The organism is Micromonospora sp. H61, from assembly GCF_018070325.1.
Classification (GTDB): domain Bacteria; phylum Actinomycetota; class Actinomycetes; order Mycobacteriales; family Micromonosporaceae; genus Micromonospora; species Micromonospora salmantinae.
This window is the reverse complement of sequence record NZ_JAGPXY010000002.1, coordinates 17,087-40,946: the sequence shown is the minus strand read 5'-3', so window position 1 is coordinate 40,946 and position 23,860 is coordinate 17,087. Positions and strand designations below refer to the sequence as shown.

Here is a 23,860-nt window from a genome sequence, read left to right as displayed (position 1 = left end):
GGCCGGGACACCGCGACATCACGGATGCCGAGTGGATCAACCGGCCCACAGACAAAAAGGCCTCCCGTGCACCCGGCAGAGCTCGCTTATCCTTGCTGCCTTCCGGCCCTGGGGAGGTTCACGAGATACCGCCGCACGGGAGGTGCCGCCCAGCCTACCCGACCGCCCGTCGATCTTCAGGGGGTGGTGGGGTGACCCGGCCGACAGGGGCCTGTATCCTGGCTCGCGGAGGATTCGCCTAGAGGCCTAGGGCGCACGCTTGGAAAGCGTGTTGGGTTTACACCCTCACGAGTTCGAATCTCGTATCCTCCGCTCGCCTGAGCAGCACGAACGACAGGGCCGGCCCCACGGGGACCGGCCCTGAGTCGTCTCTACGGTCGCTGCCGTCTCAGTTGCCGTCTCACTTGCCCTGTTCCGGACGGCTGGGCGGCGGTTCGTCGCTATTCTCCCCCGGCCCGCGCGGCGGGTCGCCCCAGAGAAGTCCGCCGAGCTGCTGGGCGATGTCACGGCGTACTTGGTCGGTCATCGTTGCGGCCCGACAAGCCGGGATGCCGGTGGCAGTGGTCAGCAACAATTCGGCCGGCGCCGTGAGCACGTACCTGGCGGCGCACCGGCTTACCGCGTACGTCAAACCGGTCGTTGGCCGGGCGTACGCTGACCCGGGCCGCATGAAGCCCAACCCGGAACCGATCCTGCAAGCCGTACGCGCCCTCGGCCAGTTGCCGGCTCGGTGCGTGCTGGTCGGCGACTCGCTGTCGGACATAGAGGGGGCGCGGGCTGCTGGGGTTGCGGTGATCGGTTATGCAAACCGTCCAGCGAAGGTCGGGGCGTTCCGAGAGGCGGGGGCGGACGTAGTAGTCACCAGCATGGGAACGATAGCCGGGACATTGATCAATTCAGCCGGCGGCCGAGATCAGCTGGCCTAATAGCAGACGAGCGCCCACCCATCACACCACATCCGACAGTGGCACAATGCATTAGTCGACTTAAGTTGCCCCTGCCACAAGAAAGACGCGGGTCGAACCTGCGGCAAAGCGTTATGCTGGAATCACCCAGTATTCCGCCTTGCCATTTCCGTTAACAGGGATTCCCGCACCAAACTTGTCTTTCGGATTTCCGATTAGCGAACTGTAAGGCTTACGATTAACTTCCAAGCTTTCGATAGCGCATACGCGCCACCCGGCTCCCGTTTCCCAAACCAGACTGTCGCCCAACTTTAGGGTGAACCGCACGTCTGGACAGAAGCAAAGAATTCTGCCACTTTTGTATGAGGCGGTAGGTCTTCCTAGCGGAACTGCGGCATTTGGCAGGGTGAGATGCAGTACGCCGCATAGCGCTCTTTCAAATAGGAGTACGCCAAAGAGGCGTAAGCCGTCAATGTACTCATGCAGCACATCCAAGGACAAGACGTCTGGCGGCACCTCGCCATGGGCCACCATGTTACGGCGGTCAGCTAGATCATCGAGGTAAAAATGCGGCTCGCCACCGGAGCGGCCATACCGATCCAGCAGCTCAATAGTCCGGATATCTGAGCCGACGGCCTCGTCAACGCCTTCTACACAAACCCTTGCCAACATTTCGCGGACAATGCCATGACGCACATTAGCGGTATGGATTGAAAATGCTTCAACGTTCAGACGGTAGGGCGTTCGGCCTTCTAGACATCCGTGGACGTTCGCGATTAAGTCTCGTTGTGTGAGTTGGCCGGTGTAAGTAGAGCGCATGACTTGCTCCACTAGGCTCAGCGATCCCTTCTCGTGACATCTACGCATCGACTCAGGCAGGTCGAGGTATCGCGGTACCGCGCCGTTCAATACTTCCGCACACTGCTCAGCGATACGCTCAACGTAATCCTCCAGTGCCCCGTAAAGAGAGACCACTAGGCTGGAATAGTCGAGACGCTTGCGCATCCCGCGCGACACAGCCAAGCCTAGTTCTTCCACAAGTTCCCGTACTTCTGGGCGCGATTCCGGAACTGACATCCCAGCTAGCCTCGCCGAAACGATCAAGCTCCTGCGGTAGCCGTCGATCTCATCCAGTCGCGTAAGAAAACCTTGCAAGGCTCTTCTGTTCACGAACTGGCCCAACCTGCTGGATACTGGCTCCCTTCGGTGCCCGCGTCGCCTATCTCCAATGCCTCTGTATCAGTCTCAGGTATCGAGCTGACTACGCCCTCCGGATCAGGTGGACTCTGTAGGATCTTTTCGATAAGATCCAGAAAGAGCTTGTTCCGATTCTCAATGTCCGGCCGCTCAGCCGTCCTGCCGGAAAAGGATTGCGGATGCTGCTTGTACATCTCTTTGAGCAGATCACGAGCGCTTTGAGAACGCTTCGCGAGTTCAGCGGACTTGTCGATATTGGCACTCACAGCCCACATCAAGGGATCGTATACCGTGAGGGTGGGACGCCCCGTGTAACGCCACTTTCCCTTATATTCCTTATACATATATAGGGCGTACTCGCCGAACACCATTAGGACAATCTCGGTGGCGCTTTTGAAGATCTGGGAAAGGTCTTGGAGTTCAGATTTCGGCAGAGCATTACCTCGTCGCAAATAGGTGTCGAGGTAATCGCGGAGAGTTAAGCGTTCCTGGCTCTTCAATTGCTGTCGATAGGCGAAGAATCGCAACACAAGCTCGACGTCGCCCATCGTTTTGAACAAGCTCTTGCCGAGTTGGTGTTCGATCTCGGGTCTCCCGAAGTCTTCCTCAGTTTCCCCGTCCGCTTCAGGGATGTGCCATAAGGTGCGAAGGTTTTCGTCGCGGGACAGCTCGATGCAAAGTGAGTTCATCGGCCCCGGGAAGATCGCATTTCTTGACTCTTGTGGGGTAAGGCGCTCCCCGCCGCTATTAATCCGCTCGAATACAAGTTGCTTCAGCCGCTGCGCCTCTTCCTCGGACTTTGCAGTTTCGTGCAGCAAGATGATACTGCTCAGGTAGCGACGGTCGACGCCTTTGCGTACCTCTGCTGGCAACTGCGAATACCTTTTGCCGTTGAGTTCACTCCACTCTTGCAGACCATCGAGCGCGAACTCATCAGCGTAGAAGTCCCGGATGGCACTTAAGCGTTGAAGGCCATCCATCACCTCATAGAATGAGTACCTGGCCTCATATAGAAAGATGGGGGGAATTGGCACATTCATGATGAATGATTCGATCAGGCGAGACTTCCGAACGTCGTTCCACCGGTGCCGGCGCTGAAACTCTGGGTTAAGCTCGTAGTCGTTGCTATTGACCATTCCGGGGATGGCGGTTAGCGGGTAACGAGCTTGCTCCGTCACAATTCGGACTTCGCCACTGGTGTACCGGTCATTGATCGCCTCGTCGTCGCCACTATGAGGCGAGCCCACAGCCGGGGCAACTTCAAACATCTTCGCTTCGTTTGGAAGAAGGTCCACGGGGAATCTTTGCATGTGCTCGCGTTGGCCGTCGAGCAACTTGGGGGTGTTTCCTGTTGGTGCCCGACAGAACATACATGTCGATCTAGACACCGTCGCAGACCTCGTCGCCGACCGTGCCCGGTCTCAGTTGTGGTCTCGTTCGCTACCGGCCGGAGCCGTTCAACAGGGTCCATGCCGAGCGACCACGCAGGTCATGGACGGTGCCGGTCGGGGCCGGACGATGGTCAACAGACTTGGAAAGCGTGTTGGGTTTACACCCTCACGAGTTCGAATCTCGTATCCTCCGCTCGCCTGAGCAGCACGAACGACAGGGCCGGCCCCACGGGGACCGGGCCCTGAGTCGTCTGTGCGGTGGCGTCACCCCACCACCTTGCCGTCCCACTCCGACTTCCGGAACGTAGCGTGTCCTCGCTTCGCCGTGCGCGGGCGAGGTCAGGCGCGCGCGCGGGCCCAGGACAGGAAGCGGTCGGCCAGCCGGGCCGGGTCGACGTCGGTGAGGTGTTCGCCGGCCTCTGTCTGCAGCGTCGCCAGGTAGACGGTCAACGCGAGCCGGTCATGCCGGTACTCGCCGAGCAGCCGCAGCTTCGCCGCCGAGCAGGGCCAGGCGATGCCGCACGCGGCACAGCGCCAGGTCGGTCGGGTCGGCAGGTGGTTCCGGTAGCGGCGGCGGGGCATGGGCGGATCTCCTTCGCGGTGGACGGGGGCCGCCCCGCCTCCCCCGTCGGGGCGACCCCGGACTGACGCAGGCCGCCGGGCTCCTGCGCCTCCACCGGCCACGCCGTCTTCTGTTGACCACCCTCGGGAGAGTTACGAGACAGATACACCACGTAGCTATATGGTTTCCAGATATCTAGGACATCCGATGGAGGAGCCGTGAACGACGCGCTTCGGGTGGCGCTCAGCGACACCGGGCACACCACCGAATCCCTCGCCGAGACCGTCGGCGTCGACCCGAAGACAGTGGGGCGCTGGTTGACCGAGGACCGCATCCCGCATCCACGCCACCGGCTGGCGGCAGCGGAGGCGCTTCACAAGGACGTGTCGGACATCTGGCCAGACACTTCAAGACGTCGTGACCCCATTTGGTTTCGTCCGTGGCAGGAGATCGAGCGGGAGGCGGTGTCGCTTCGCTGGTTCGAGTCGACCGTCCTGCCGGGGTTGCTCCAGACCGAGGCGTACGCCCGCGCGGTGCTGGGCGACGCGGGCCTGATCCCCCGGGGTGAGATCGAGCGGCATCTCACGGTCCGGCTCGGCCGGCAGGGCATCCTCAAGCGGGACGACCCGCCGCAGTTCACTGCGGTCGTGGACGAGGCCGTCATCCGCCGTCCGGTGGGCGGCCGGTCGACGATGCGCGAGCAACTGCTGGCCGTGGCGGCGGCGTGCGTCGAGCCGCACATCCGGGTGCACGTCGTGCCCAGCGCGGTCGGCGCCTATGCCGGCCTCAACGGACCTTTCGTGATCGCGCACAGCCACGACCACCGGGTCGCCGGCTACCTCGACAACCAACTTCAGGGACAAGTGGCTAGCGACCCCGAGGACATCGCCGCCATGATGGCGGCATGGGAGAACGTGCGCGGCGAGGCGTTGTCCCACTGGCAGTCTGTCGAACTCATCCAGGAAGTGGCGGAGTCATGGAGCTGAACGGCGCCCGGTGGCGCAAGAGCAGCCGCAGCAGCGGCAACGGCGGCGCCTGCGTCGAGGTCGCCGACAACCTGCCCGGCGTCATCGGCGTACGGGATTCAAAGGACCCGACCGGCCCGGCGCTCGCCTTCGCGCCCACGGCCTGGCGTGCGTTCGTCACCCAGCTCACCCGGCGCACCTGACCTGCGCCCGGTCACACAGGCAGGTCAGGAGCCGTCGCGGAGATCGCCCAGACGCTCTGCCCGGAACGTGATCTCGTCGAAGGTCACGCCGCACCCCTCGCCGGTCGGGGACTGGCCCGCGAAGCCGATCCGGTCGCGAGACGTGTCGGGGTCGAGGAGGAACACGCGGATCAGCTGCCAGGTCTCACCGTCGACCGAGGCGTGGTACGCGTAGACCCCGTCAACCCGGGAGACCCGCAGCCACACCGACCGGTCGGGTACGACAAAGGCGTTCGCGTCGTCGGCGACGCCTCGGCAGATGACCGACACGATCATCGGGTCGCCTGCTGGCGAGAACTCGAAGCACAGCTTGGCCCAGCGCCGCTCGTCGAGCCACAGCAGCAGCACCCCGGCGTCGAAGGTGGCGGCGAAGCCCACCGTGACCCGGGCGCTGAACTGGAAGTCCCCGGTCGGCAGGTCCCCGAGCAGTGTCGCCGCGTTGAGCGTCGACTCGGCACTGACAGTGGTGGTCTCGGCGGAGCCGGTGCTGGGGTCGATGAAGATGTCAGTGTGCGGCTGCGCCTCGACCGCCAAGGTGCCGGCCGCCTCGTCGACCCGCCACAGCTCGGCGGACGAGGGCACGAGCGGGAACGGCACACCGGGAACGCTCAGTTGATTGGCCATGGCCAGGACCGTACAACCGTCGCCCTGCTCGCCGACGCCCACTCGTCGAGCAGGGCCCGGCACGTCCACTCTCCGGCCGGTACCGTGCCAGGCAGCGACGACGGGGAGACCGTCGTACACATGTTCTATCCACAGGCTGTGGACGACCGGAGGTTCCGTGGCTTACCAGCTCAGCGCGGTGGTCGCGGACGTCGAACTGCTCCGCGAGCAGACCGCCGAGCTGGATCACGCGGTCCTCGGCGAGCTGCGCCAGGACTTCGCGCTGCTGCCGGTCACCCCGCAGTTGGTGATCGAGCTGACCGGGTCGTTGCCGGATTTCGCCACTGACGAGCGCAGCGCCGCGGGCCCGTTCGGCCTGGTGTTGTCGACGGCGCTGGTCGAGGTGCTGACCCGCTGGTCACAGTCGGCTCCGGTGGCCTATGTGGAGGCGGAGTTCGGTGGCGGCGTCGGCTACCAGTCGGCAGCGGTGTGGTTGGGCGGAGGGCTGTCCTGGGGCCCGCGCTTCGACGACGAGTTGAGCGCGCCGCGCGAGCAGTGGCCGATCAACTGTGCGCTCAGTCAGCTCGGCGTGGAGCCCGGCACCTGGATCGACAGGTTCGCCGAAGTGGGGTTGCACCTGGAGCGGAGCACCGAGGGTTGGCTGGCGCACGGGCGGCGTCGACTCAGCGCCGACTACTGGGACGAGTTGGTCGAGCAGTGGGAAAACCAGGAATCCAGCGTTCGGCAGCAACCTGAACGCTCCCGTTCCGTTGGGGACTGGGGGATTCCATGAAATTGCGACAATTTGCGTTTATCGCCACGCTGTTGACGGCTGCCTCGATCGCGGGCAGCGGCGTACCGCCAACCGGGTCGATTCCTAACGGCCGGCCCGCCGGCAACGTGGAGATCATCGACCTGAACGGCCTGCGCAACATCGAGTTCGGTGCCACCGAGGACGAGCTGACCCGACGCGGCATCCTGCGTACCAGCCTGGAAGCCTGCGGGCCGATGCTCGCCGGCCACGACACGGTCAGCCCGGTCTTCGTGGAGGACAAACTCGTGCTGCTCTGGGTCGGCGACCCGATGCGGACACCGGAGGGCATAACGGCAGGCTCGCCCGTCGACGAGGTCTGGGACCGCTACCCGCAGGTCAGCCGGCTGCGGGCTCCACAGGGGACACATCGGCTCGACGGGTTGCTCGCTCGCAGCGGCGACCGGGCCTACCTGTTCCTGCACGACGGGCGCACTGTCCGAAAAACCATCGCCGGGTACGCGGACTGGGCCCGCCGCCTCTTCAACGAGGGTGCGGGCCCGTGCTGAGCCGACAACCTACGGGCTGACCGGACGGGTCGGCCCGACCGGTCCGGGCGAAGTCGCTCCAGGCACGGACCGAGCGGTCGGTCCGGCCGGATCACGGCGACCACGTTCTCGCGGAGCAGGGTGACCACCCACCTCGTACGCGGTCGGCTGGGCGAAGGCGTCCCGCGCGTACCCCGTGTCCCTTTCGGCGTAGCGGGCCACGGCCTTGCGGAACAACTCCTCCTACCGCCACGTTCGGATACGTACCGACCGGTACAGAATTCGCTTGAGGCCCGGCCGGCCGCACACGACCACCCGACAGAGGAGATCCATCGTGGGACAGCTCGACGGCAAGACAGCCCTCGTCACCGGGGGCACCACGGGCATCGGCCTGGCCGCCGCCCGCCGCTTCGCCGCCGAAGGCGCGTACGTCTTCGTCACCGGCCGCCGCAAGGGCCCGGTGGACGAGGCCGTCGCCAGCATCGGCGCGAACGTCACAGGCATCGCCAGCGACGTCAGCAAGCTCGACGACCTGGACCGGGTGATGCGGGCGATCGAGGAGCGGGGCGCTGGGCTGGACGTGGTGTTCGCCAACGCCGGCGGTGGGGAGTTCCGTTCGCTCGACTCGATCACGGTCGAGCACGTGGCCAACACCTTCGACACCAACATCTACGGCACCATCTTCACAGTGCAGAAGGCCCTGCCCCTGCTCAACGAGGGCGCGTCGATCGTGCTCACCGGCTCGACTGCCGCCAGCAACGGCACCCCGGCGTTCAGCGTCTACGCGGCGTCCAAGGCGGCCATCCGCTCGTTCGGCCGCACCTGGGCCGCCGAACTGATCGGCCGGAAGATCCGGGTCAACACCCTGGTGCCCGGCTCGACCGAGACCCCCGGTCTCGCCGGTCTCGCGCCCAGCCCTGCCGAGGCACCCGGGTTGCTGAAGACCATCGCCTCGGGCGTGCCCATGCAGCGCATGGCACACCCGGACGAGATCGCCAACGCGGCGCTCTTCCTCGCCTCCGACCAGAGCAGCTTCATGACCGGCGGCGAGTTGTTCGTCGACGGCGGCGAGCAGCAACTCTGACGCGAAAACGCCCGGTCGACCCTCGCGGATCGACCGGGCGTTTCTGCACTACAGAGCGGTGGCGGAGGGATTTGAACCCTCGGAGGGCGTTAACCCTCACACGCTTTCGAGGCGTGCTCCTTAGGCCGCTCGGACACGCCACCGCCGACGAGGGTACAGGACCGCCGGTTCCGACGCCGAACCGGTATCGCCCGGGCCGGCCTGGCAGGATCTTTGCCATGAGTACGCACATCGGCGCGAAGCCGGGCGAGATCGCCGAGCGGGTCCTGATGCCGGGTGACCCCCTGCGGGCCAAGTGGATCGCGGAGACCTACCTCGAGGGCGCCACCTGCTACTCGACGGTTCGGGGCATGCTGGGCTTCACCGGCCGCTGGAACGGCGTCGAGGTTTCCGTCCAGGGCTCCGGCATGGGCATGCCGTCGGCCTCCATCTACGCCCACGAATTGATCAACGAGTACGGCGTGAAGACGCTGATCCGGGTCGGCTCCTGTGGCGCCCTCAGCACGGACCTGCAACTGCGGGACGTGGTGGCCGCGATCGGGTCGTCCACCGACTCGAACATGAACCGGATGCGCTTCGACGGGCTGATCGACTACGCCCCGGTGGCCGATTTCGGGCTGCTGCGTACGTCGGTCGAGGTGGCCGAGCGACGCGGCATCACCATGCACGTGGGGCCGATCCTGGCGGCGGACGCCTTCTACACCGACCGCCCGGACCTGTACGACACCCTCGCCGACTACGGCGTGCTGGCGGTGGAGATGGAGTCGGCGGCGCTCTACACGATCGCCGCCCGGTTCAAGGCCCGCGCACTGACCGTGTTGACCGTCAGCGACCACATCAAGACCGGCGAGAAGACCACCTCGGAGGAGCGCGAGCAGACCTTCAGCCAGATGGTCGAGATCGCCCTCGACACGATCATCGCCTGACCCGTCCGGGCGGCGTCACCGCGACGAGCGTGATGACTGTGAGGCATAAATATGCCGCACAGTCATCACGCTCTGTCGCATCACGCGGCCCAACCGAGCCACGCCGGTCACACGGCGGCCAGCGCCTCCGTCGGCGCGAGGCGGGCGGCGCGCACCGCCGGGTAGAGGCCGGCGAGACCGCCGATGACCACTGTCGCGCCCACCCCGCCGAGCATCGCCCAGGCCGGCACCACTGTCGGCCAGTCCTGCGACAGCGCGTAGCCCGCTGTGACCAGGATGCCCAGCACCACCCCACCGATCCCGCCGAGCGCGGAGAGCAGCAGCGACTCGGTGAGGAACTGGGCCCGTACCTGACCGCGGGTGGCGCCCAGTGACCGGCGCAGGCCGATCTCGGCCCGGCGTTCCAGCACCGAGATCACCATGGTGTTCGCCACGCCGACCCCACCGACCAGCAGGGCGACCGCGCCCAGGCCCAGCAACAGGCCGGTGAACGCGTCGTCGGTCGCCTCGGCGGCGGCCAGTGCGTCCGAGGGCCGGGACACCTCGACCTCGTTCGGCGCCTCCGGGTTGGTGGTCGCGCCGAGCACCGACCGGACCGCCTCGACCTGCGACTCCTGCGCCCGGGTGTAGACGGTCGTCGGGTGACCGTCGAAGCCCAGGTACTCGGCCGCCGCCGCCCAGCCGACCAACGCCGACGTGTCCAACTCCGGGGCGAGCGGTGCGGCGGCGAGGGTGCCGACCACTGTGAACGGCCGTCCACCCAGCCACACCTGCACCTGCGGGTCCGCCGAGGTGATCCCGAGCCGCTGCGCGGCGGTGGCGCCGAGCACGACCGCGGGGTAGCGGGCGGTCGCCTCGTTGAGCCAGGTGCCGGTGGCCACCTCGGCTCCCACGGTGCCGAGCAGGTCCAGTCGGGCCGCCCGGGTGGCGATGCCACCGGTCTCCGCCGCCGGGATCCGATCCGAGCGGTACACCTTCGCGTCGGGCACCTGCCCGGTCGCGGACACCTCGGTCACCGGACCGATCCGCCCGATCGTCGCGATCGACTCCTCGGGCAGTTGCGCGTCCGCGCCGAACAGGGTGCTGCCCGGCTCGACGGTGAGCAGGTTGGTGCCGAGCGCGTCGAGCGCCCGGTCCAGCTCGGCTCGGGACGACGAGGAGATACCGACCACCGCGATCATCGCGGCGATGCCGATCGCTATGCCCAACGCGGAGAGGAACGCCCGCAGCGGACGGGTCCGCAGCCCCACCCCACCGACGCGCACGACGTCCGCCGGCCGCAGTCGGGCCGGGGTCAGCGTCGCCATCAGCCGACACCGCCCGACGCGAGGGCCGAGTCGTGCCGCACCGCGCCGTCACGCATCCGCACCTGCCGGGGCAGGCTTCCCGCGATCTCCCGGTCATGCGTGATCACCACGACTGTGGTTCCGGCCCGGTGCAGATCGTGCAGCAACTCCAACACCCCGGCACCGGACTGGGAGTCCAGGTTGCCGGTCGGCTCGTCGGCGAGCAGCACCGCCGGCTCGCCGACCACCGCGCGGGCCACTGCCACCCGCTGCCGTTCCCCGCCGGACAGCTCGTGCGGCCGGTGCCCCAACCGGTGGCCCAGGCCGACCCGGACCAACGCGGCCTCCGCCCGTTCGCGCCGCCGCCGCAGCGGTACGCCGGAGTAGAGCAACCCGTCGGCCACGTTGTCCACGACCGGGACGCCGGGGGCGAGGTGGAACTGCTGGAAGACGAAGCCGATCCGGGTGGCCCGCAGCGCGGACAACTCCCGGTCGGTCAGCTTCGCCGCGTCGTACCCGTCGATGAGCACGCTGCCCGACGACGGCCGGTCCAGGGTGCCGATCAGGTGCAGCATTGTCGACTTACCCGATCCGGACGGACCGACGATCGCTACCAACTCGCCGTGACCGATTCGCAGCGACACGTCGTCCAACGCGACGACGCCGCCGGCGTACCGCTTGCTGACCCGGTCGAGCACGATCACCTCGCCGCTCACGTCGGCACCACCACCGTCGTACCCTCGGTGAGGCCCGTACCGGTGACCTCCACCCGGCCGTCGGCGAACAACCCGGTGGTCACCGCGAGGACCCGGCTCGCGTCGCCCTCGGCGACCTGGACGCCGTAGCCGCCCTCGGCCAGCGCCAACAGCGCCGCCACCGGCACGGTGAGCACGTCGCGGCGCTCCGAGACGGTGAACGTGACGTCCGCGCTGGCCTGGTCGAAGCCGGTGAGGGCCTTCGGGTCGGTCACCGCGACTGTCACCTCGATCTTCGTCTCGGCGTCGGCGGCCTGCCCGTTGGCACCGGCCGCGCCGGCCTGGACGACCGTCTCGACAGTGCTGATCGTGCCCGCCACCGACCGGCCGTCCGGCAACCGCACGGTGACCTTCGCGTCGCGCTTGGCCAACCGCTGGTCGTCCACGTCCAACTCGACGGTGACGACCCGGCTGGTGCCGGTGTACGTCAGCACCGCCTGGCCGGGCTGGGTGAGATCGCCGACGTCGACCTGGTGGCCCTCCACCCGGACCTCCCGGTCGGCGTACACGACCCGTCCCGGCTCGACCCGACCGGTCTCGGTCAGGCCCAGGTCCTCCTGCCAGTCCCGGACGGCGTCCGCGGTGGCGCCGGTGTACTCGTCGTCGACAGTGAAGCCGGTGTAGCCCAGCGCTTCGAGGTTCCGCTCGAACTGCGCGACGTCGGGCCCCTCCACCCCGGGGGCGAGGGTCCGGTACGCGGGCAACCCGCCGTAGAGCAGCACCACCTCCTCGTTGTCGACCAGGTAGAGCGCCTTGCCCCGCCGTACCGTCGACCCGGTGGCCGCCAGCGCGGTGACGGTGCCGTTGAGCTTCGCCGTGGCGGTACGCGTCACGCCGTACCCCAGCTCACCGTCAGCGGTCTCCGAGTCGGCGAGGGTCTGCCGGGTGACAGTGGCGGTGGCGGGTGGCGCGCTGCCGGCCTGGGCGCGGCCCCCGTCGGAGCCGCCGCCGAAGCCCACCGCGGCGACCACGCCCACGGCGGCGACCAGCAGGACGACGCCGCCGGTGACGGCGGCGCGCAGCCGCGAGCGTCGGCTGGCGCCCGTCACCGGCCGGCCCCGAACTGCGGCGCGTGCTGCCGGCACTTCTCCAGCGCGGCCTTCATGGCCGGGTCGCCGATGTTGATCGCGTTGCCCCCCGTCCCGATGCGGACCCGCCCGTCGGCGTCCGGGTCCGGGAAGTCCGGCACCCCGTTCTCCCGCATGCACTTGGCCAGCGTGCGCATCTGCTCGGCCTGCTCGGGGTTGAGCTGCGGTCCCTGCCCGCCGTTGGGCAGCTTGTCCTGGCACTTCTCCATGGCCGCCTGGACCTTCTGCTGATCCACGTCCGCGCCGAACCGGAAGCCGGGACGGCCACCCGGCTCCGGGTCGGGCATGTCCACCCCGTTCTCCCGCATGCACCGGGCGAAGCCGAGTTGCCGCTCCGAGTCACTGACCGGCGTGCCGCTCACCGTGGCCTCGGCCTTCGCGCCACCGGCGGTCGCGACCCCGCCGCCGTCGTCGCCTCCCGCGCCGCACCCGGACAGCGCCAGGGCGAGCAGGACGGGGATCGCAAGCATCTGTCGTCGCATGGTGTCCGCTTCCGCTCAGGTCCGGCGCGGTTCGCCGAACGTGACACCAGTGCACGGCAGTGGGCGTATCCCCGGCGTTACCGTCGGCGGTTATGCCGGCGTTACCGCACCCCGCGCACCATGGAGGGGTGAGAGTGCTGGTGGTCGAGGACGAGAACGTGCTGGCGGACGCCATCGCCGAGTGGCTGCGTCGGGAGTCGTTCGCTGTCGACGTGGCGTACGACGGGGACGCCGCGTTGGAACGGCTCGGCGTCAACGAGTACGCAGTGGTGGTCCTGGACCGGGACCTGCCGGTGGTGCACGGCGACGACGTGTGCCGGGCGATCGTGGACGCGGGCGGGGAGACCCGGGTGCTGATGTTGACCGCGTCGGCGGCGGTCCGGGAACGGGTGGCGGGGTTGGCGCTCGGTGCCGACGACTACCTGACCAAGCCGTTCGCCCTGGTCGAGCTGTCGGCCCGGGTGCACGCGCTGACCCGCCGGTCCCGCCCGGCGGCGCCGCCGACGCTGCGTCGCGCCGGCATCCAGCTCGACCCGGCCCGACACGAGGTACGCCGGGACGACCGGCACGTGGCGCTGTCCCGCAAGGAGTTCGCGGTGCTGGCCGAGCTGCTGCGCGCCGACGGCGCTGTGGTCTCCGCCGAGGACCTGCTGGAACGCGCCTGGGACGAGCACATCGACCCGTTCACCAACGTGGTCCGGGTGACGGTCATGAAGCTGCGCCGCAAACTCGGCGACCCACCGGTGATCGAGACGGTCCCCGGGGCGGGGTACCAGATCCGATGAAACGCCTCACGATCCGCGCCCGGCTCACCCTCATCTACGGCGGGCTCTTCCTGTTGGCCGGCGTGGTTCTGCTCGCCGTCACGTACGTGCTGGTGGATCAGCGGATGCCGCAGCCGTTCGGGGTGAAGCTGAGCGACCTGCCGAAGACCGCCCCCACGACGCCCAGCGGGCAGAACGTCGACAACCTGCGCACCCTGTTGCAGGAGTTGCAGGACGAGGCGAAGCGCAACGCCCTGGAGTCGCTGCTGACCCAGGGCGGTATCGCGTTGATCGTGGTGTCGACGGTGGCGATCGCGTTCGGCTGGTTGCTCGCCGGTCGGGCGTTGCAGCCCCTGCTCCAGATCACCGGCACCGCCCGCCGGATCGCCGGCGCGGACACCGCCGGCCGTGGTCTGCACGAGCGGATCGCGCTCACCGGCCCTCCCGACGAGGTACGCGAACTCGCCGACACCTTCGACGAGATGCTGGAACGGCTGGATCGTTCCTTCGACGGGCAGCGCCGGTTCGTGGCGAACGCCTCGCACGAGCTGCGTACGCCGCTGGCGCTCAACCGCGCCCTGGTGGAGTTGGCTGTCACCCGCCCGGACGCCTCGGCGGAGACCCGGCGACTGGGCGAGTCGCTACTGGCGGTCAACGAACGCCACGAGCGGCTGATCGACGGTCTGCTGACCCTGGCCGACTCGGAGAATGAGCTCACCGAGCGTACGCCGGTCGACCTGGCCGAGGTCTGCGCGCACACGACCGACCAGGCCGGGAAGCAGGCGCCCGACGTGCGGGTTCGGCGGGCCCTGACCCCGGCGCCCACCAGCGGCGACCCTGTGCTGTTGGAGCGGCTCACGTTCAACCTGGTGGAGAACGCGTTGCGCCACAACCTGCCCGCCGACGGTTGGGTGGAGGTGCGCACCGGGCTGGTCGACGGCAGGCCCACCCTCACTGTGACAAACACCGGCCCGGTCATCCCCGGCTACGACGTCGAGACGATGTTCCAGCCCTTCCGCCGGCTGTCGCGGGAGCGGGTCGTGGGCGCGCGGGGCTTCGGGCTGGGGCTGTCCATCGTCCGCGCGGTGGCCCGGGCCCACGGCGGCACCGCCGAGGCGCAGCCCCGCCCGGACGGCGGTCTGATCGTCACTGTCACCCTGCCGCCGGCCTGACCGGCGGCCCGGCCTCAGCGGAAGAACGCGCGCAGGACGGTGGCGGTCTGGGCCTCCAGCACCCCGCCGTAGACCTCGGGGCGGTGGTTGAGCCGACGGTCCCGCAGCACGTCCCAGAGCGATCCGGCCGCGCCGGTCTTGGGCTCCCACGCGCCGAACACGACTGTGGAGACCCGGGCCAGCACCAGCGCCCCGGCGCACATGGTGCACGGTTCGAGGGTGACCACCAGGGTGCAGCCGTCCAGCCGCCACCGGCCGGTGCGCTCGGCGCCCCGGCGCAGGGCCAGCACCTCGGCGTGGGCGGTGGGGTCGCCGGTCAGCTCGCGCTCGTTGCGTCCGGTGGCCAACTCGGTGCCGTCCGGCCCGTAGAGGACCGCCCCCACCGGTACGTCGTCGACGTCGGTGCTGACCGTGTCGTCGACGGGTGGACCGGCGACGGCGATCTCCAGGGCGCGGCGCATCCACAGCTCGTGCCGCTGTCGTCGGCCGACCTCGCCCAGGTCGGCCAGGCCCTCGTGGGCGCCGGGCCCGGCGCGGCCCACCACGCCGGGGGTCGGCTGGCCAGGTCGGATCGACTCCAGCGACGGATCGGTGGCGTCGGCCGGCTCAGACCTCACGCAGCTCCTCGACCTCGTCGGCGCAGCCGAGCACCTGGCAGATCTCGGCGGTGACGTCCGCCGGCATCATCCCCTCGTGGGTGCAGAGGGTCAGCAGCTTCTGCGCGGAGATGCCCAGGTTGGCCAGCAGGTCGGCGTCACCGACCGGGTCGGCTTCCGGGTCGACGACGGGCTGTTCGCTCTCCTCGTCACCGGTGCTCACCGGGCGTGGCTCGTCGTCACCGTCGAGCCCGGTGACCGACGTCTTCAGGTCACCGACCAGCAGCGACCCGAGCTGCGACTCCTCGGCGTACGCGGAGTCCGAACCGAACACCCGCAGGTCCTCGCCCTCGTCGAGGCGCAGGATCACCAGATACGCGTCGTCGGCCTCGACGAAGAGCAGCGACACGTCGGCCTCCTGGTCGACGTCACGCAGCCGGTCGGCAACCTCGTCGATGTCGGTGGCGCCACGCAGGCTGACCTCGGCGGCGGTCCAGCCACTGTCGTCGCGCACCACGGCCGCAGCGAAGTACGACACGGTCCCCCCAATAGCCCTCGACACAGCGTCGACTCGTTACGCGTGCACGTTAGCCGGTCGGGTCGGCAGGCGACCCGTCAACGCCCCGAAGGGCGGGTCATTCCTGACAAAGTCGGATCAGCCGACGACTCGACGGCGGGTGGCGATGAGCTGGCGCAGACGCTCGGTGCGCTGCCGCTGCGGTCGGCTGCGCTGGCGGACCGCCCGGGCGCCCGCCAACTCGGCCAGCAACTGCAGTCGACGGCGGTTGCGATCGGGATCCTGCCGGGGAGTGGTCCAGGCCATAGTCCCGAGCGTGCCGAGTCTCGGCGGCCACGTCAAGACGGCGTTCGCTACGCAGCCAACCGGGCACACGGTGCAGTCACCGAGCGCCGTTTCGGGGCCCGTCCGTGCCGGTCACCACAGCGGCCAGTCACCACTGGTTGCCCAGCGGACCGCCACCACGGCGGCGGCGATGCTCCAACCACCCGCCGTGACGATGGCGACCCCGGTGGCCACCCCTCGGTCGCCGTATCGGACCAGCACTAGGGCGGTGACCCAGGCCAGCAGGCCGGCGAACACCGTCCACCACGCGTAGCTGGCCACGTCGGTGCCGAGCAGGCCGAACAGCAGCAGCCAACCGGCCGCCGCACCGCCACCGGTTGCGACACCACCGCCGGTGACCGGGTGCGGCTCGCGGTAGGTGGGCCGCGTCGGTGGGCCGGAGGGGAAGAGACCCGACGGGGTACGCGGCACCGGGCGGACGGCACCGAAATCCGGGCCAGGCTCGGGTCGGGCAATGGTCACCGTCGCTGCCCTCCCTCACGCGTGCCGCTCGTGCCCACCGTACCGGCTCTGCCAGGATGACCGGATGTCCTCGCCGACGATCAGCCGCCGCGCTCGTCCGGCGTACCCGATCCTGCTGCTGCTCGCCCCGGTGCTGGCCGCCGGCTGTGCGACCACCCGGCCGGGGGTGCCCGACGGTGCCGCGCCGACGCCACCTTCGGTCTGGGCGACCGCCGACCAGCCGGCGTCGCAGCCGCCCACGCCGGCGGCGACCGACCCGAGCTCCCCGGCGCCGTCGTCGGCCAGGCCGTCGACGACTGCACCCCGCACCGGGCTCAAGCACGTCTTTCCGGTACGCGCCGACAACGTCGACTACCACCCGACGCACGGGGCGTACCCGGGGACGGATCTCTTCGCCGACTGCGGCGAACCGTTCGTGGCGGTGACCGACGGGACGGTGCTGGAGGTGAGCCGCGTGGACCGGTACCGCAAGCGTGGGCCACAGGGCCCGAACAACGGCGGCCTGTCGGTCGCCCTGCTCGGCGACGACGGGGTGCGCTACTACGGCTCGCACCTGAGTGTCGTGACCAGCGGAGTCGAGGCCGGGGTGCGGGTCCGCGCCGGGCAGCAGCTCGGCAAGGTGGGCCGCACCGGCAACGCGAACAACGTGTGTCATGTGCACTTCGGCATCTCGCCGGCGTGCGCCGGCAAGGACGGCTGGTGGATCCGGCGCGGGGTGATCTGGCCGGCGCGTTACCTGGACTCGTGGCGGCGCGGCGGCAACCGCGAGCCGGCCGCCGAGGTCACCGCGTGGCAACGCAGGCACGGCTGCCCGAAGGCGCCCTGACATGGCTCGCGCGAGAGATCCCATCGCCGACCTGCGCCGGATCGCGTTCCTGTTGGAACGGGCGAACGAGGCCACCTACCGGGTACGCGCGTTCCGGTCGGCGGCGAAGGCGCTGGCCGGGCTGCCTGCGGCCGAGCTGACCGAACGGGCCGGCAACGGCACGCTCACCGAACTGGCCGGTGTCGGTGACGTCACGGCCCGCTGCGTGGCGGAGTCCCTCGCCGGTGAGGAACCGGTCTACCTCCGCCGGCTGGTGGCGACCGAGGGCAGCGACCTGGACGCCGAGGCCACGGCGCTGCGCGCCGCCCTGCGCGGCGACTGTCACACCCACTCGGACTGGTCCGACGGCGGCTCACCGATCGAGGAGATGGCGCTGGCCGCTGTGGAGTTGGGCCACGAGTACCTGGTGCTGACCGACCACTCGCCCCGGCTGACGGTGGCCCGGGGGCTGACCGCGGAGCGGCTGCGCCGGCAGCTCGACCACGTGGCGCAGGTCAACGCTGCGCTGCCCGAGGGTTTCCGGATCCTCACCGGGATCGAGGTGGACATCCTCGCCGACGGCTCCCTGGACCAGGACGACGACCTGCTGGCGCGGCTCGACGTGGTGGTCGGGTCGGTGCACAGCGGCCTGAAGGACGAGCGGTCGAAGATGACCCGGCGCATGCTGAAGGCGGTCGCCAACCCGCACCTGGACATCCTCGGTCATGTCACCGGCCGGATGGTGTCATCCCGCCCGGCCGGGGTGACCGGTCCGGGCGATCGGGGGCACCGCGCGCGTACCCGGGCGGAGAGCGACTTCGACGCGGACGCCGTCTTCGCCGCCTGCGCCGAGCACGACACCGCCGTCGAGATCAACTCTCGGCCGGAGCGGCAGGACCCGCCGAAACGCCTGATCCGCCGCGCCCTGGAGGCCGGCTGCCGGTTCGCCATCAACACCGACGCGCACGCGCCCGGCCAACTCGACTGGCAACGATTCGGTTGTGAACGCGCCGCCCTCTGCGGCGTCCCCGCCGACCGGGTGATCAACACCTGGTCGGCGGAGCAACTGGTGGCCTGGACGCACGACCGCACCTGACCAGTCCGGCGCTGGTCGGGCGGTGGTGTGTCAGCGGCGGGCGGGTTCGGCGGCGGGTGTGGCGGGAGCGCCGACGCCGACGACCGGGCTGCTCCGGCGGCGACCGAACATTCCCTGCGAGACCGCGACCCCGAGCAGCACGATCAGCGCGCCGACCGGTTGGTGCCAGTTGAGGCGTTCGTCGAGCGCCAGAGCACCGATCAACACCGCGAAGATCGGAATCAGGTACGTGACTGTGGACGCGGTGCTCGCACCGGCCACCCGGATGTTGCGCATGTTGATCACGAACGCGAGCCCGGTGCCGAGCGCGCCGAGGGTCAGCACGCTTGCCACCACCCCCGCCGACAGCTCGGTGGGCAGCGGCGGCAGGCCGGCGACGAAGGGGGTGACGATGGCCAGCTGCGCGGCCGCGAGCAGCAGTTGAGCGGTGGAGAGCGACAGACCCGAGTACGCGCTGCCGGCGACGAACCGCTTCTGGTACGGGATGGACACGCCGTAGCAGGCCGCCGCACCGAAGCACATGAGCTGCCCGGTGAAGTGCGCCCCGCCGATGCCCTCCCAGACCCCGAGGACCACCAGCACCCCGACGAAGCCCAGCCCGAGCCCGACCGCACGGCGCACTGTGAGCCGCTCGGTGCGGAAGACCAGCACCGCCATCGGCAGCACGATCAACGGCGTGGTGGCGTTCCAGATGCCGGCCAACATCGACTCGACCCGCTGCTCGCCGTAGCCGAAGAGGGTGAACGGCACTGCCACGCCGAAGGCGGCGACGACTGTCAGGTGTGCCCAGACCCGGGGCTCGCGGGGCAGCCGGTCGCGCAGCACGGCGAGGACCACCAGCAGTGTCAACGCGCCGGCGACGACCCGGTAGAGGGTGAGTTGCACAGGGTGCAGCTCGGCCACCCCGACCTTGATGAAGAGAAAGCTGGAACCCCAGATCGCGGCGAGGGCGACAAAGCCGGGCAGCCAGGCGCGGACCGGCGCTTTGTCAGGAGTGGTATCGGTGGTCACCCCTGACACTCTGCCGCAACCGTGCGACAAAGTCGCGCGCCTTTCGGCCGTCACGCCGCACCTGAACCCGCAGCTCGAACACGACAAACGCCGGCGACATGGGGGTGGGGTGGTCACGTAGGGTCGCAGCGTGGGACGAATTGATGAACTCGCCAACCGCTACGTGGCCGAGTGGGCGCCGTTGAGCCCCACCGGCGCCACCTTCGTCGGCATCGCCGGCCATGACGACCAGCTCGACGACCTCTCGCCCGACGGCTACGGCGCGCGCGCGGACCTCACCCGCCGGACCCTCGCCGAGCTGGAGGTGACCGAGCCGGAGACCGAATCGGAACGGACCGCCAAGGAGGCCATGCAGGAACGGCTCGGCCTGGACCTCGCCCGGTACGACGCCGGCGAGGTGACCAGCGAGGTCAGCGTGATCACCAGCGGGCTGCACGAGATCCGCATGGTGTTCGACCTGATGCCCACCGCGACCAGCGACGACCAGGCCAACATCGCCGCCCGGCTCAACGGCTTCGGCGCCGCACTGGAGGGCTACAAGACCACGCTGCGTGAGGCTCTCGCCGCCGGTGAGGTCAGCTCGAAGGTGCAGCTGGTCGAGGTGGCCAAGCAGTGCGACATCTGGGTCGACCCGACCGGTGACAACTTCTTCCACGGGCTGGTCGAGCGGCTCGGGGCGGAGGGCACGCTCGGCTCGGAACTGCGTCGAGGTGCGGCGGCGGCGACCGCGGCGACAGCCGAGTTCGGCCAGTTCCTGCGTACCGAGCTGGCCCCGCACGGGCGGGACAAGCAGGCCGCCGGCCGGGAGCGCTACGAACTCGCCTCGCAGTACTTCCTCGGCGCCAAGGTCGACCTGGACGAGACGTACGCCTGGGGCTTCGCGGAGCTGGCCCGCCTGGAGGCGGAGATGCGGGTCGTGGCGGGGCGCATCGCCGGCTCCGGTGCCACAGTCGACGAGGCCGTCACCACGTTGGACGCCGACCCGGCCCGGACCATCCAGGGCAAGGAGGCATTCCGGGACTGGATGCAGGCGCTGGCCGACAAGGCGATCACCGAGCTGCACGGCACCCACTTCGACATCCCGGAGCAGGTCCGCCGCATCGAGTGCTGCCTCGCACCGACCAGCGACGGCGCCATCTACTACACCGGCCCGAGTGAGGACTTCTCCCGCCCCGGTCGGATGTGGTGGGCGGTGCCGCAGGGCATCAGCGACTTCTCCACCTGGCGGGAGGTGACAACGGTCTACCACGAGGGCGTGCCGGGTCACCATCTCCAGGTGGCGCAGACCGCCGTCCGGGCCGACCTGCTCAACCGTTGGCAGCGGCTGCTCTGCTGGGTCTCCGGGCACGGTGAGGGCTGGGCGCTCTACTCGGAGCGGCTGATGGACGAGCTGGGCTACCTGGAGGATCCGGGCGACAAGCTGGGCATGCTCGACGGCCAGGCGATGCGCGCGGCACGGGTGATCGTGGACATCGGCATGCACCTGGAGCTGGAGATCCCGAAGGACAATCCGTTCGGTTTCCACCCGGGCGAACGATGGACGCCCGAGCTGGGCTGGGAGTTCATGCGCGCGCACTGCCGGGTTCCGGACGAGAACCTGCGCTTCGAGCTGAACCGCTACCTGGGTTGGCCGGGGCAGGCGCCGTCGTACAAGGTGGGTGAGCGGATCTGGCTCCAGGCCCGCGAGGACGCCAAGGCCCGCAAGGGCGCCGATTTCGACCTGCGGGAGTTCCACCGGCAGGCGTTGGACCTGGGTGCGCTGGGTCTCGACCCGCTGCGCCGGGCGCTGGCCCGGCTCTGACCGGGCGGTGGCTGCGCGCGCCGACGGTACGACGAGTCCGTCGCCGCGCGCGGCCACGCCCGAGCCGAGGCCGCTCGCGCGGCCGACTGCTCCACCCCGAGGCCGCTCTGTGGCGGTGCGCTCAGCCGAGGGTGAGTGCCAACGCCGGGCGGGCGGTCAGCGTGTCGCTGGTGACGTACGCCAGGTCGATGGCGGGGTCGGTGAACGTGATCGGGATCGGCGAGGTGATCGGAAGGCCGTCCGGTAGCGGCAGATCCGGAGTCAGCGTGATCTTGATGCCGAGCAGCCGGCCGACGAACCGGGTCGCGTAGAAGGCCACGTCTCCCCGCACTGTCAACTGGTTGGTCGCGTACCGCTGGTTGCGCCCTGCGGGGCCGTCGGCCCGCAGCAGGAAGTCGGTGGTCACCGCCTCCCGCATGCTGAACTTCAGCACCTTGAGGTCGCCCTTCACCGTGTGCAGGTCCGTGACCCCGTCGAACCGCAGCCCGGTCATCCGCACCGACGACCCGGTGAGCTTCGACGGCGTCTGGGCCACCGTCGGCTGGCCCGGATCGGCGGCGATCCGTGGCAGGAGCTTGCCCGGCTGCACCGTTTCCGGCCTGCCGGGTGCCGGCGTTGCGGGTTTGCCCGGGGTCGGCTTGCCCGGGGGCTGCGACGGGCAGTCGGTGGGGCCCGGGCGGGGCGTCGCCGTGCTGGTCGGTCGGGGTGTCGGCGTGGCGGTGGGAGGCACCGGGGGCGCCGGGTCCTCTTGGCCCCCAATGCCGAGCAGATCGCCGATCCCGTCCAGGATGTCGGTGATCACGTTGCCGCCCCGCGCCGGGCTCGGGGTGGGCGTCGGCGTGGCCGCGCTGCGACTGGGCGACGGGGTGACGGCCCGGGGCGGGGTGGGACAGCCGGTCGAGGCCGGTCGGTTCGGTGCGGCCTGGACCGCTCGGGGCTGGCTGGCCAGGCCGACGGCCGCCAGGCCGAGCACCACGAGAGCGACGGCGAAGGCTCGCGGATCAGCGGAACGTCCCGGCCGTTCGGGCGGCGCACCCTCGTCGGACGCTCCGTCCCCCGAATGATCGACAGGCACGACACCGTCCTGCTCGGCGCCGCCGCTGTCGGATCTGTCGCTGTCAACACCAGCCAGGCCGACGCCGGCCAGACCGACGCCGGCCACGCCCAGGTCGTCGCCGTTCTGCTCGATCCCGGCCGGCTGCGGGGTGGGTGGTGCGGGGTGGATCGGGGTCCAGGCGAAGGCGAGCGCGCTGCCGACGATGCCGAGCAGCAGACCGACGAAGAAGCCGCCCAGGTTGAGCCCGATCAGCGAGTACACAGCGGTGACCGCCGCGACGACCGAGTAGAACAGCCGCTGTGCCGGGGTGAACCAGAGCAGCAGGCCACAGGTCACCAGGATGATCGGGATCAGCAGCGAGAGCAGGCCGGTCGCGCCGCTGTGGAAGCTGAGACCGTTGAGGGTCATCCGGGTGGAGGCGAACATCTCCAGCCCGGCCAGGGCGATGAGCAACCCGCCCCAGAACGGCCGGCTGCGCTGCCAGCGGCGGAAGAGCCGCCACACCTGAGCCGGACCACCGGGCCGGGCGTGGGACGGGTTCGCGGTTGTCACGTACTCCTCCTGGCCGAGCGGGGACGGGACCGAGCGGGGACGGGGGCATGGGCCCGGGGTGTCGACCACCGCGGGCCTCGGCTCAGCTCAGAAGCACTCCTTGCCCTTCGCGTCGTCACCCACGTTGACCTTGAGTCGGAGTCCGACCAGGTTGAAGGTGGCCGCCGTGGTGTAGCGGGACACCTGTTGCAGGTTGGTGATGGTGACGTGGTCGGAGTTCTGGCCGAACGAGCCGGCCTGCGCCGTCGGGTTCAGGTCGGTGGCGTCCCGACCAATCCTGATGTTGGTGAAGGTCGCGTTGCCGTTCAACGAGTCCATCGCGATCAGCAGGTCCTTGGCGCGGGCGGGTTCCTTGCCCTCGCCGGCGTTGATGGTGAGCACCACCGGCAGGCCCGGCAGGTCGGCGCGGACGGACTGGCAGAGGCTGTACAACTCGGCGCTGCTGATCTCGGAGAGCGCGATCGGGTGGACCTGCCCGGACTTCCCGTCCTTGCCCTTCTCGCGGACGATGCCGCCGTACTGCTTGAAGCCGTCGCCCTCCAGGCGGTCGGCGCCGATCTTGAATGTCTGCCCGGAGACCGTGATGTCGGACGCGATCGCGCCGGTCGACATTCCGAAGAGGATGGCACCGGCAGCCGCCGTGGCGGGCACCATCATGGCGGCGAAACGCCACCATCGGGTACGACCCTGACTGTCCAACCGATCCTGCACGGGGTTCCTCCTCGGGTCGATGCGCGCGAGTGGCCGGTCCCGAGCGGGCGGCCCGCACTGGGAGCCCGCGTTCTGTTACCGGCTGGTAACCATCGGGCTTGATGGTGCACCCGTTGCGGCGCAGGTCACAACCCCCTGATTACCGGGCGGTAACAGTGAGGCGACCAGGAGGAGGTGGGGCATCAC

The 23,860-nt window shown here is 69.3% G+C and carries 26 protein-coding genes, 2 tRNA genes, 1 other RNA gene and 1 pseudogene; 13 read left to right on the top strand and 17 right to left on the bottom strand.

Annotated features, from left to right (window positions below; genetic code table 11):
* Nucleotides 1–55: 55 nt before the first annotated feature.
* Nucleotides 56–145: signal recognition particle sRNA small type (ffs, locus tag KBX08_RS01705), an RNA gene on the bottom strand.
* Between the two features lie 82 nt (nt 146–227).
* Here ffs and KBX08_RS01700 point away from each other — a divergent pair.
* Together KBX08_RS01700 and KBX08_RS01695 are read left to right on the top strand one after the other, a co-directional pair.
* Nucleotides 228–312, top strand: a tRNA-Ser gene (locus KBX08_RS01700).
* A gap of 209 nt (nt 313–521) precedes the next feature.
* Nucleotides 522–926: pseudogene (locus KBX08_RS01695) on the top strand (HAD family hydrolase); the annotation flags it as partial.
* A gap of 111 nt (nt 927–1,037) precedes the next feature.
* On the opposite strand, the gene KBX08_RS01690 reads toward KBX08_RS01695, so the two are convergent.
* From KBX08_RS01690 to KBX08_RS01680, 3 genes are all read right to left on the bottom strand, one after another.
* Nucleotides 1,038–2,075 (bottom strand): HEPN domain-containing protein, encoded by a 1,038-nt coding sequence (locus tag KBX08_RS01690; RefSeq protein WP_210780744.1) that lies wholly within the window; start codon nt 2,073–2,075, stop codon nt 1,038–1,040.
* The gene (locus KBX08_RS01685) at nt 2,072–3,397 is read right to left on the bottom strand and encodes a DUF262 domain-containing protein (RefSeq protein ID WP_210780743.1); all 1,326 of its coding nucleotides are present in this window, start codon (nt 3,395–3,397) and stop codon (nt 2,072–2,074) included. Before KBX08_RS01685 ends, KBX08_RS01690 begins: the two co-directional genes overlap by 4 nt.
* A 435-nt stretch (nt 3,398–3,832) precedes the next feature.
* On the bottom strand, nt 3,833–4,075 hold the full coding sequence (locus KBX08_RS01680) for a flavin reductase (protein WP_210780742.1): 243 nt from the start codon (nt 4,073–4,075) through the stop codon (nt 3,833–3,835).
* 198 nt (nt 4,076–4,273) lie between these two features.
* Here KBX08_RS01680 and KBX08_RS01675 point away from each other — a divergent pair, with 198 nt between their 5' ends.
* Both KBX08_RS01675 and KBX08_RS01670 read left to right on the top strand, forming a co-directional pair.
* On the top strand, nt 4,274–5,041 hold the full coding sequence (locus KBX08_RS01675) for a helix-turn-helix transcriptional regulator (protein WP_210780741.1): 768 nt from the start codon (nt 4,274–4,276) through the stop codon (nt 5,039–5,041).
* A complete protein-coding gene (locus tag KBX08_RS01670) occupies nt 5,032–5,223 on the top strand; it encodes a DUF397 domain-containing protein (RefSeq protein WP_112700045.1) in 192 nt (63 codons plus the stop codon). Before KBX08_RS01675 ends, KBX08_RS01670 begins: the two co-directional genes overlap by 10 nt.
* A gap of 24 nt (nt 5,224–5,247) precedes the next feature.
* On the opposite strand, the gene KBX08_RS01665 is transcribed toward KBX08_RS01670, so the two are convergent.
* Nucleotides 5,248–5,886, bottom strand: coding sequence for a DUF1349 domain-containing protein (locus KBX08_RS01665; RefSeq protein ID WP_210780740.1), 639 nt, complete (start codon nt 5,884–5,886; stop codon nt 5,248–5,250).
* 157 nt (nt 5,887–6,043) lie between these two features.
* Here KBX08_RS01665 and KBX08_RS01660 point away from each other — a divergent pair, with 157 nt between their 5' ends.
* From KBX08_RS01660 to KBX08_RS01650, 3 genes are all read left to right on the top strand, one after another.
* Nucleotides 6,044–6,658, top strand: a complete 615-nt coding sequence (locus KBX08_RS01660) for a hypothetical protein (RefSeq protein WP_210780739.1) — start codon at nt 6,044–6,046, stop codon at nt 6,656–6,658.
* Between the two features lie 32 nt (nt 6,659–6,690).
* Nucleotides 6,691–7,185 (top strand): hypothetical protein, encoded by a 495-nt coding sequence (locus KBX08_RS01655; protein WP_238690381.1) that lies wholly within the window; start codon nt 6,691–6,693, stop codon nt 7,183–7,185.
* A 313-nt stretch (nt 7,186–7,498) separates the two neighbouring features.
* A complete protein-coding gene (locus tag KBX08_RS01650) occupies nt 7,499–8,248 on the top strand; it encodes an SDR family oxidoreductase (protein WP_210780737.1) in 750 nt (249 codons plus the stop codon).
* Between the two features lie 56 nt (nt 8,249–8,304).
* Here the strand turns inward: KBX08_RS01650 and KBX08_RS01645 are convergent.
* Nucleotides 8,305–8,391, bottom strand: a tRNA-Ser gene (locus tag KBX08_RS01645).
* 75 nt (nt 8,392–8,466) lie between these two features.
* Here KBX08_RS01645 and deoD point away from each other — a divergent pair.
* Nucleotides 8,467–9,174, top strand: a complete 708-nt coding sequence (gene deoD / locus KBX08_RS01640) for a purine-nucleoside phosphorylase (RefSeq protein WP_074315244.1) — start codon at nt 8,467–8,469, stop codon at nt 9,172–9,174.
* Between the two features lie 107 nt (nt 9,175–9,281).
* Here the strand turns inward: deoD and KBX08_RS01635 are convergent, their stop codons facing one another.
* From KBX08_RS01635 to KBX08_RS01620, 4 genes are read right to left on the bottom strand one after another with little or no spacing between them, the layout of a single operon-like run.
* Entirely contained in the window at nt 9,282–10,481 is a 1,200-nt protein-coding gene (locus KBX08_RS01635; protein WP_210780736.1) for an ABC transporter permease, read from the bottom strand.
* The gene (locus KBX08_RS01630; RefSeq protein WP_210780919.1) at nt 10,481–11,164 is read right to left on the bottom strand and encodes an ABC transporter ATP-binding protein; all 684 of its coding nucleotides are present in this window, start codon (nt 11,162–11,164) and stop codon (nt 10,481–10,483) included. Before KBX08_RS01630 ends, KBX08_RS01635 begins: the two co-directional genes overlap by 1 nt.
* Before the next feature lie 8 nt (nt 11,165–11,172).
* The gene (locus KBX08_RS01625) at nt 11,173–12,264 is read right to left on the bottom strand and encodes a peptidoglycan-binding protein (RefSeq protein WP_210780735.1); all 1,092 of its coding nucleotides are present in this window, start codon (nt 12,262–12,264) and stop codon (nt 11,173–11,175) included.
* Nucleotides 12,261–12,773, bottom strand: coding sequence for a hypothetical protein (locus KBX08_RS01620; RefSeq protein WP_238690379.1), 513 nt, complete (start codon nt 12,771–12,773; stop codon nt 12,261–12,263). The genes KBX08_RS01625 and KBX08_RS01620 overlap by 4 nt, the downstream gene beginning before the upstream one ends.
* A 140-nt stretch (nt 12,774–12,913) precedes the next feature.
* Here KBX08_RS01620 and KBX08_RS01615 point away from each other — a divergent pair, with 140 nt between their 5' ends.
* Both KBX08_RS01615 and KBX08_RS01610 read left to right on the top strand, forming a co-directional pair.
* A complete protein-coding gene (locus KBX08_RS01615) occupies nt 12,914–13,570 on the top strand; it encodes a response regulator transcription factor (RefSeq protein ID WP_181518658.1) in 657 nt (218 codons plus the stop codon).
* Nucleotides 13,567–14,721, top strand: a complete 1,155-nt coding sequence (locus KBX08_RS01610; protein WP_210780733.1) for a HAMP domain-containing sensor histidine kinase — start codon at nt 13,567–13,569, stop codon at nt 14,719–14,721. The genes KBX08_RS01615 and KBX08_RS01610 overlap by 4 nt, the downstream gene beginning before the upstream one ends.
* A gap of 14 nt (nt 14,722–14,735) precedes the next feature.
* On the opposite strand, the gene KBX08_RS01605 is transcribed toward KBX08_RS01610, so the two are convergent.
* The 4 genes from KBX08_RS01605 to KBX08_RS01590 form a co-directional block, all read right to left on the bottom strand.
* A complete protein-coding gene (locus KBX08_RS01605; protein WP_210780918.1) occupies nt 14,736–15,182 on the bottom strand; it encodes a nucleoside deaminase in 447 nt (148 codons plus the stop codon).
* Nucleotides 15,183–15,327: 145 nt separating this feature from the next.
* Complete coding sequence (locus KBX08_RS01600) at nt 15,328–15,855, bottom strand: tRNA adenosine deaminase-associated protein (protein WP_210780732.1); 528 nt, start codon at nt 15,853–15,855, stop codon at nt 15,328–15,330.
* A gap of 117 nt (nt 15,856–15,972) precedes the next feature.
* Nucleotides 15,973–16,140 (bottom strand): hypothetical protein, encoded by a 168-nt coding sequence (locus tag KBX08_RS01595; RefSeq protein ID WP_167362451.1) that lies wholly within the window; start codon nt 16,138–16,140, stop codon nt 15,973–15,975.
* A gap of 111 nt (nt 16,141–16,251) precedes the next feature.
* The gene (locus KBX08_RS01590) at nt 16,252–16,641 is read right to left on the bottom strand and encodes a hypothetical protein (RefSeq protein WP_210780731.1); all 390 of its coding nucleotides are present in this window, start codon (nt 16,639–16,641) and stop codon (nt 16,252–16,254) included.
* Between the two features lie 64 nt (nt 16,642–16,705).
* On the opposite strand from KBX08_RS01590, the gene KBX08_RS01585 reads away from it, so the two are divergent.
* Together KBX08_RS01585 and KBX08_RS01580 are read left to right on the top strand one after the other, a co-directional pair.
* The gene (locus tag KBX08_RS01585; protein WP_210780730.1) at nt 16,706–17,467 is read left to right on the top strand and encodes a M23 family metallopeptidase; all 762 of its coding nucleotides are present in this window, start codon (nt 16,706–16,708) and stop codon (nt 17,465–17,467) included.
* A gap of 1 nt (nt 17,468) precedes the next feature.
* On the top strand, nt 17,469–18,542 hold the full coding sequence (locus KBX08_RS01580; RefSeq protein ID WP_112639235.1) for a PHP domain-containing protein: 1,074 nt from the start codon (nt 17,469–17,471) through the stop codon (nt 18,540–18,542).
* A 30-nt stretch (nt 18,543–18,572) separates the two neighbouring features.
* Here KBX08_RS01580 and KBX08_RS01575 read toward each other — a convergent pair whose 3' ends face one another.
* Entirely contained in the window at nt 18,573–19,553 is a 981-nt protein-coding gene (locus KBX08_RS01575; protein WP_210780729.1) for a DMT family transporter, read from the bottom strand.
* Nucleotides 19,554–19,683: 130 nt separating this feature from the next.
* Between KBX08_RS01575 and KBX08_RS01570 the strand changes: the two genes are divergently transcribed.
* Nucleotides 19,684–21,354 carry a DUF885 domain-containing protein gene (locus KBX08_RS01570; protein ID WP_210780728.1) on the top strand — a complete coding sequence of 557 codons (1,671 nt, stop codon included), beginning with the start codon at nt 19,684–19,686 and terminating at the stop codon, nt 21,352–21,354.
* 121 nt (nt 21,355–21,475) lie between these two features.
* Here the strand turns inward: KBX08_RS01570 and KBX08_RS01565 are convergent, their stop codons facing one another.
* Both KBX08_RS01565 and KBX08_RS01560 read right to left on the bottom strand, forming a co-directional pair.
* Nucleotides 21,476–22,963 (bottom strand): DUF6114 domain-containing protein, encoded by a 1,488-nt coding sequence (locus KBX08_RS01565; protein ID WP_210780727.1) that lies wholly within the window; start codon nt 22,961–22,963, stop codon nt 21,476–21,478.
* An 87-nt stretch (nt 22,964–23,050) separates the two neighbouring features.
* A complete protein-coding gene (locus KBX08_RS01560; protein ID WP_112700053.1) occupies nt 23,051–23,674 on the bottom strand; it encodes a DUF6230 family protein in 624 nt (207 codons plus the stop codon).
* Nucleotides 23,675–23,860: the final 186 nt, after the last annotated feature.

Excerpts from the sequence above, each read along its gene's own strand:
- KBX08_RS01680 (WP_210780742.1), bottom strand. The coding sequence starts at position 4,075 with ATGCCCCGCCGCCGCTACCGGAACCACCTGCCGACCCGACCGACCTGG.
- KBX08_RS01670 (WP_112700045.1), top strand. The coding sequence starts at position 5,032 with ATGGAGCTGAACGGCGCCCGGTGGCGCAAGAGCAGCCGCAGCAGCGGC.
- KBX08_RS01665 (WP_210780740.1), bottom strand. The coding sequence starts at position 5,886 with ATGGCCAATCAACTGAGCGTTCCCGGTGTGCCGTTCCCGCTCGTGCCC.
- deoD (WP_074315244.1), top strand. The coding sequence starts at position 8,467 with ATGAGTACGCACATCGGCGCGAAGCCGGGCGAGATCGCCGAGCGGGTC.
- KBX08_RS01635 (WP_210780736.1), bottom strand. The coding sequence starts at position 10,481 with ATGGCGACGCTGACCCCGGCCCGACTGCGGCCGGCGGACGTCGTGCGC.
- KBX08_RS01620 (WP_238690379.1), bottom strand. The coding sequence starts at position 12,773 with ATGCTTGCGATCCCCGTCCTGCTCGCCCTGGCGCTGTCCGGGTGCGGC.
- KBX08_RS01610 (WP_210780733.1), top strand. The coding sequence starts at position 13,567 with ATGAAACGCCTCACGATCCGCGCCCGGCTCACCCTCATCTACGGCGGG.
- KBX08_RS01605 (WP_210780918.1), bottom strand. The coding sequence starts at position 15,182 with ATGCGCCGCGCCCTGGAGATCGCCGTCGCCGGTCCACCCGTCGACGAC.
- KBX08_RS01595 (WP_167362451.1), bottom strand. The coding sequence starts at position 16,140 with ATGGCCTGGACCACTCCCCGGCAGGATCCCGATCGCAACCGCCGTCGA.
- KBX08_RS01585 (WP_210780730.1), top strand. The coding sequence starts at position 16,706 with ATGTCCTCGCCGACGATCAGCCGCCGCGCTCGTCCGGCGTACCCGATC.
- KBX08_RS01580 (WP_112639235.1), top strand. The coding sequence starts at position 17,469 with ATGGCTCGCGCGAGAGATCCCATCGCCGACCTGCGCCGGATCGCGTTC.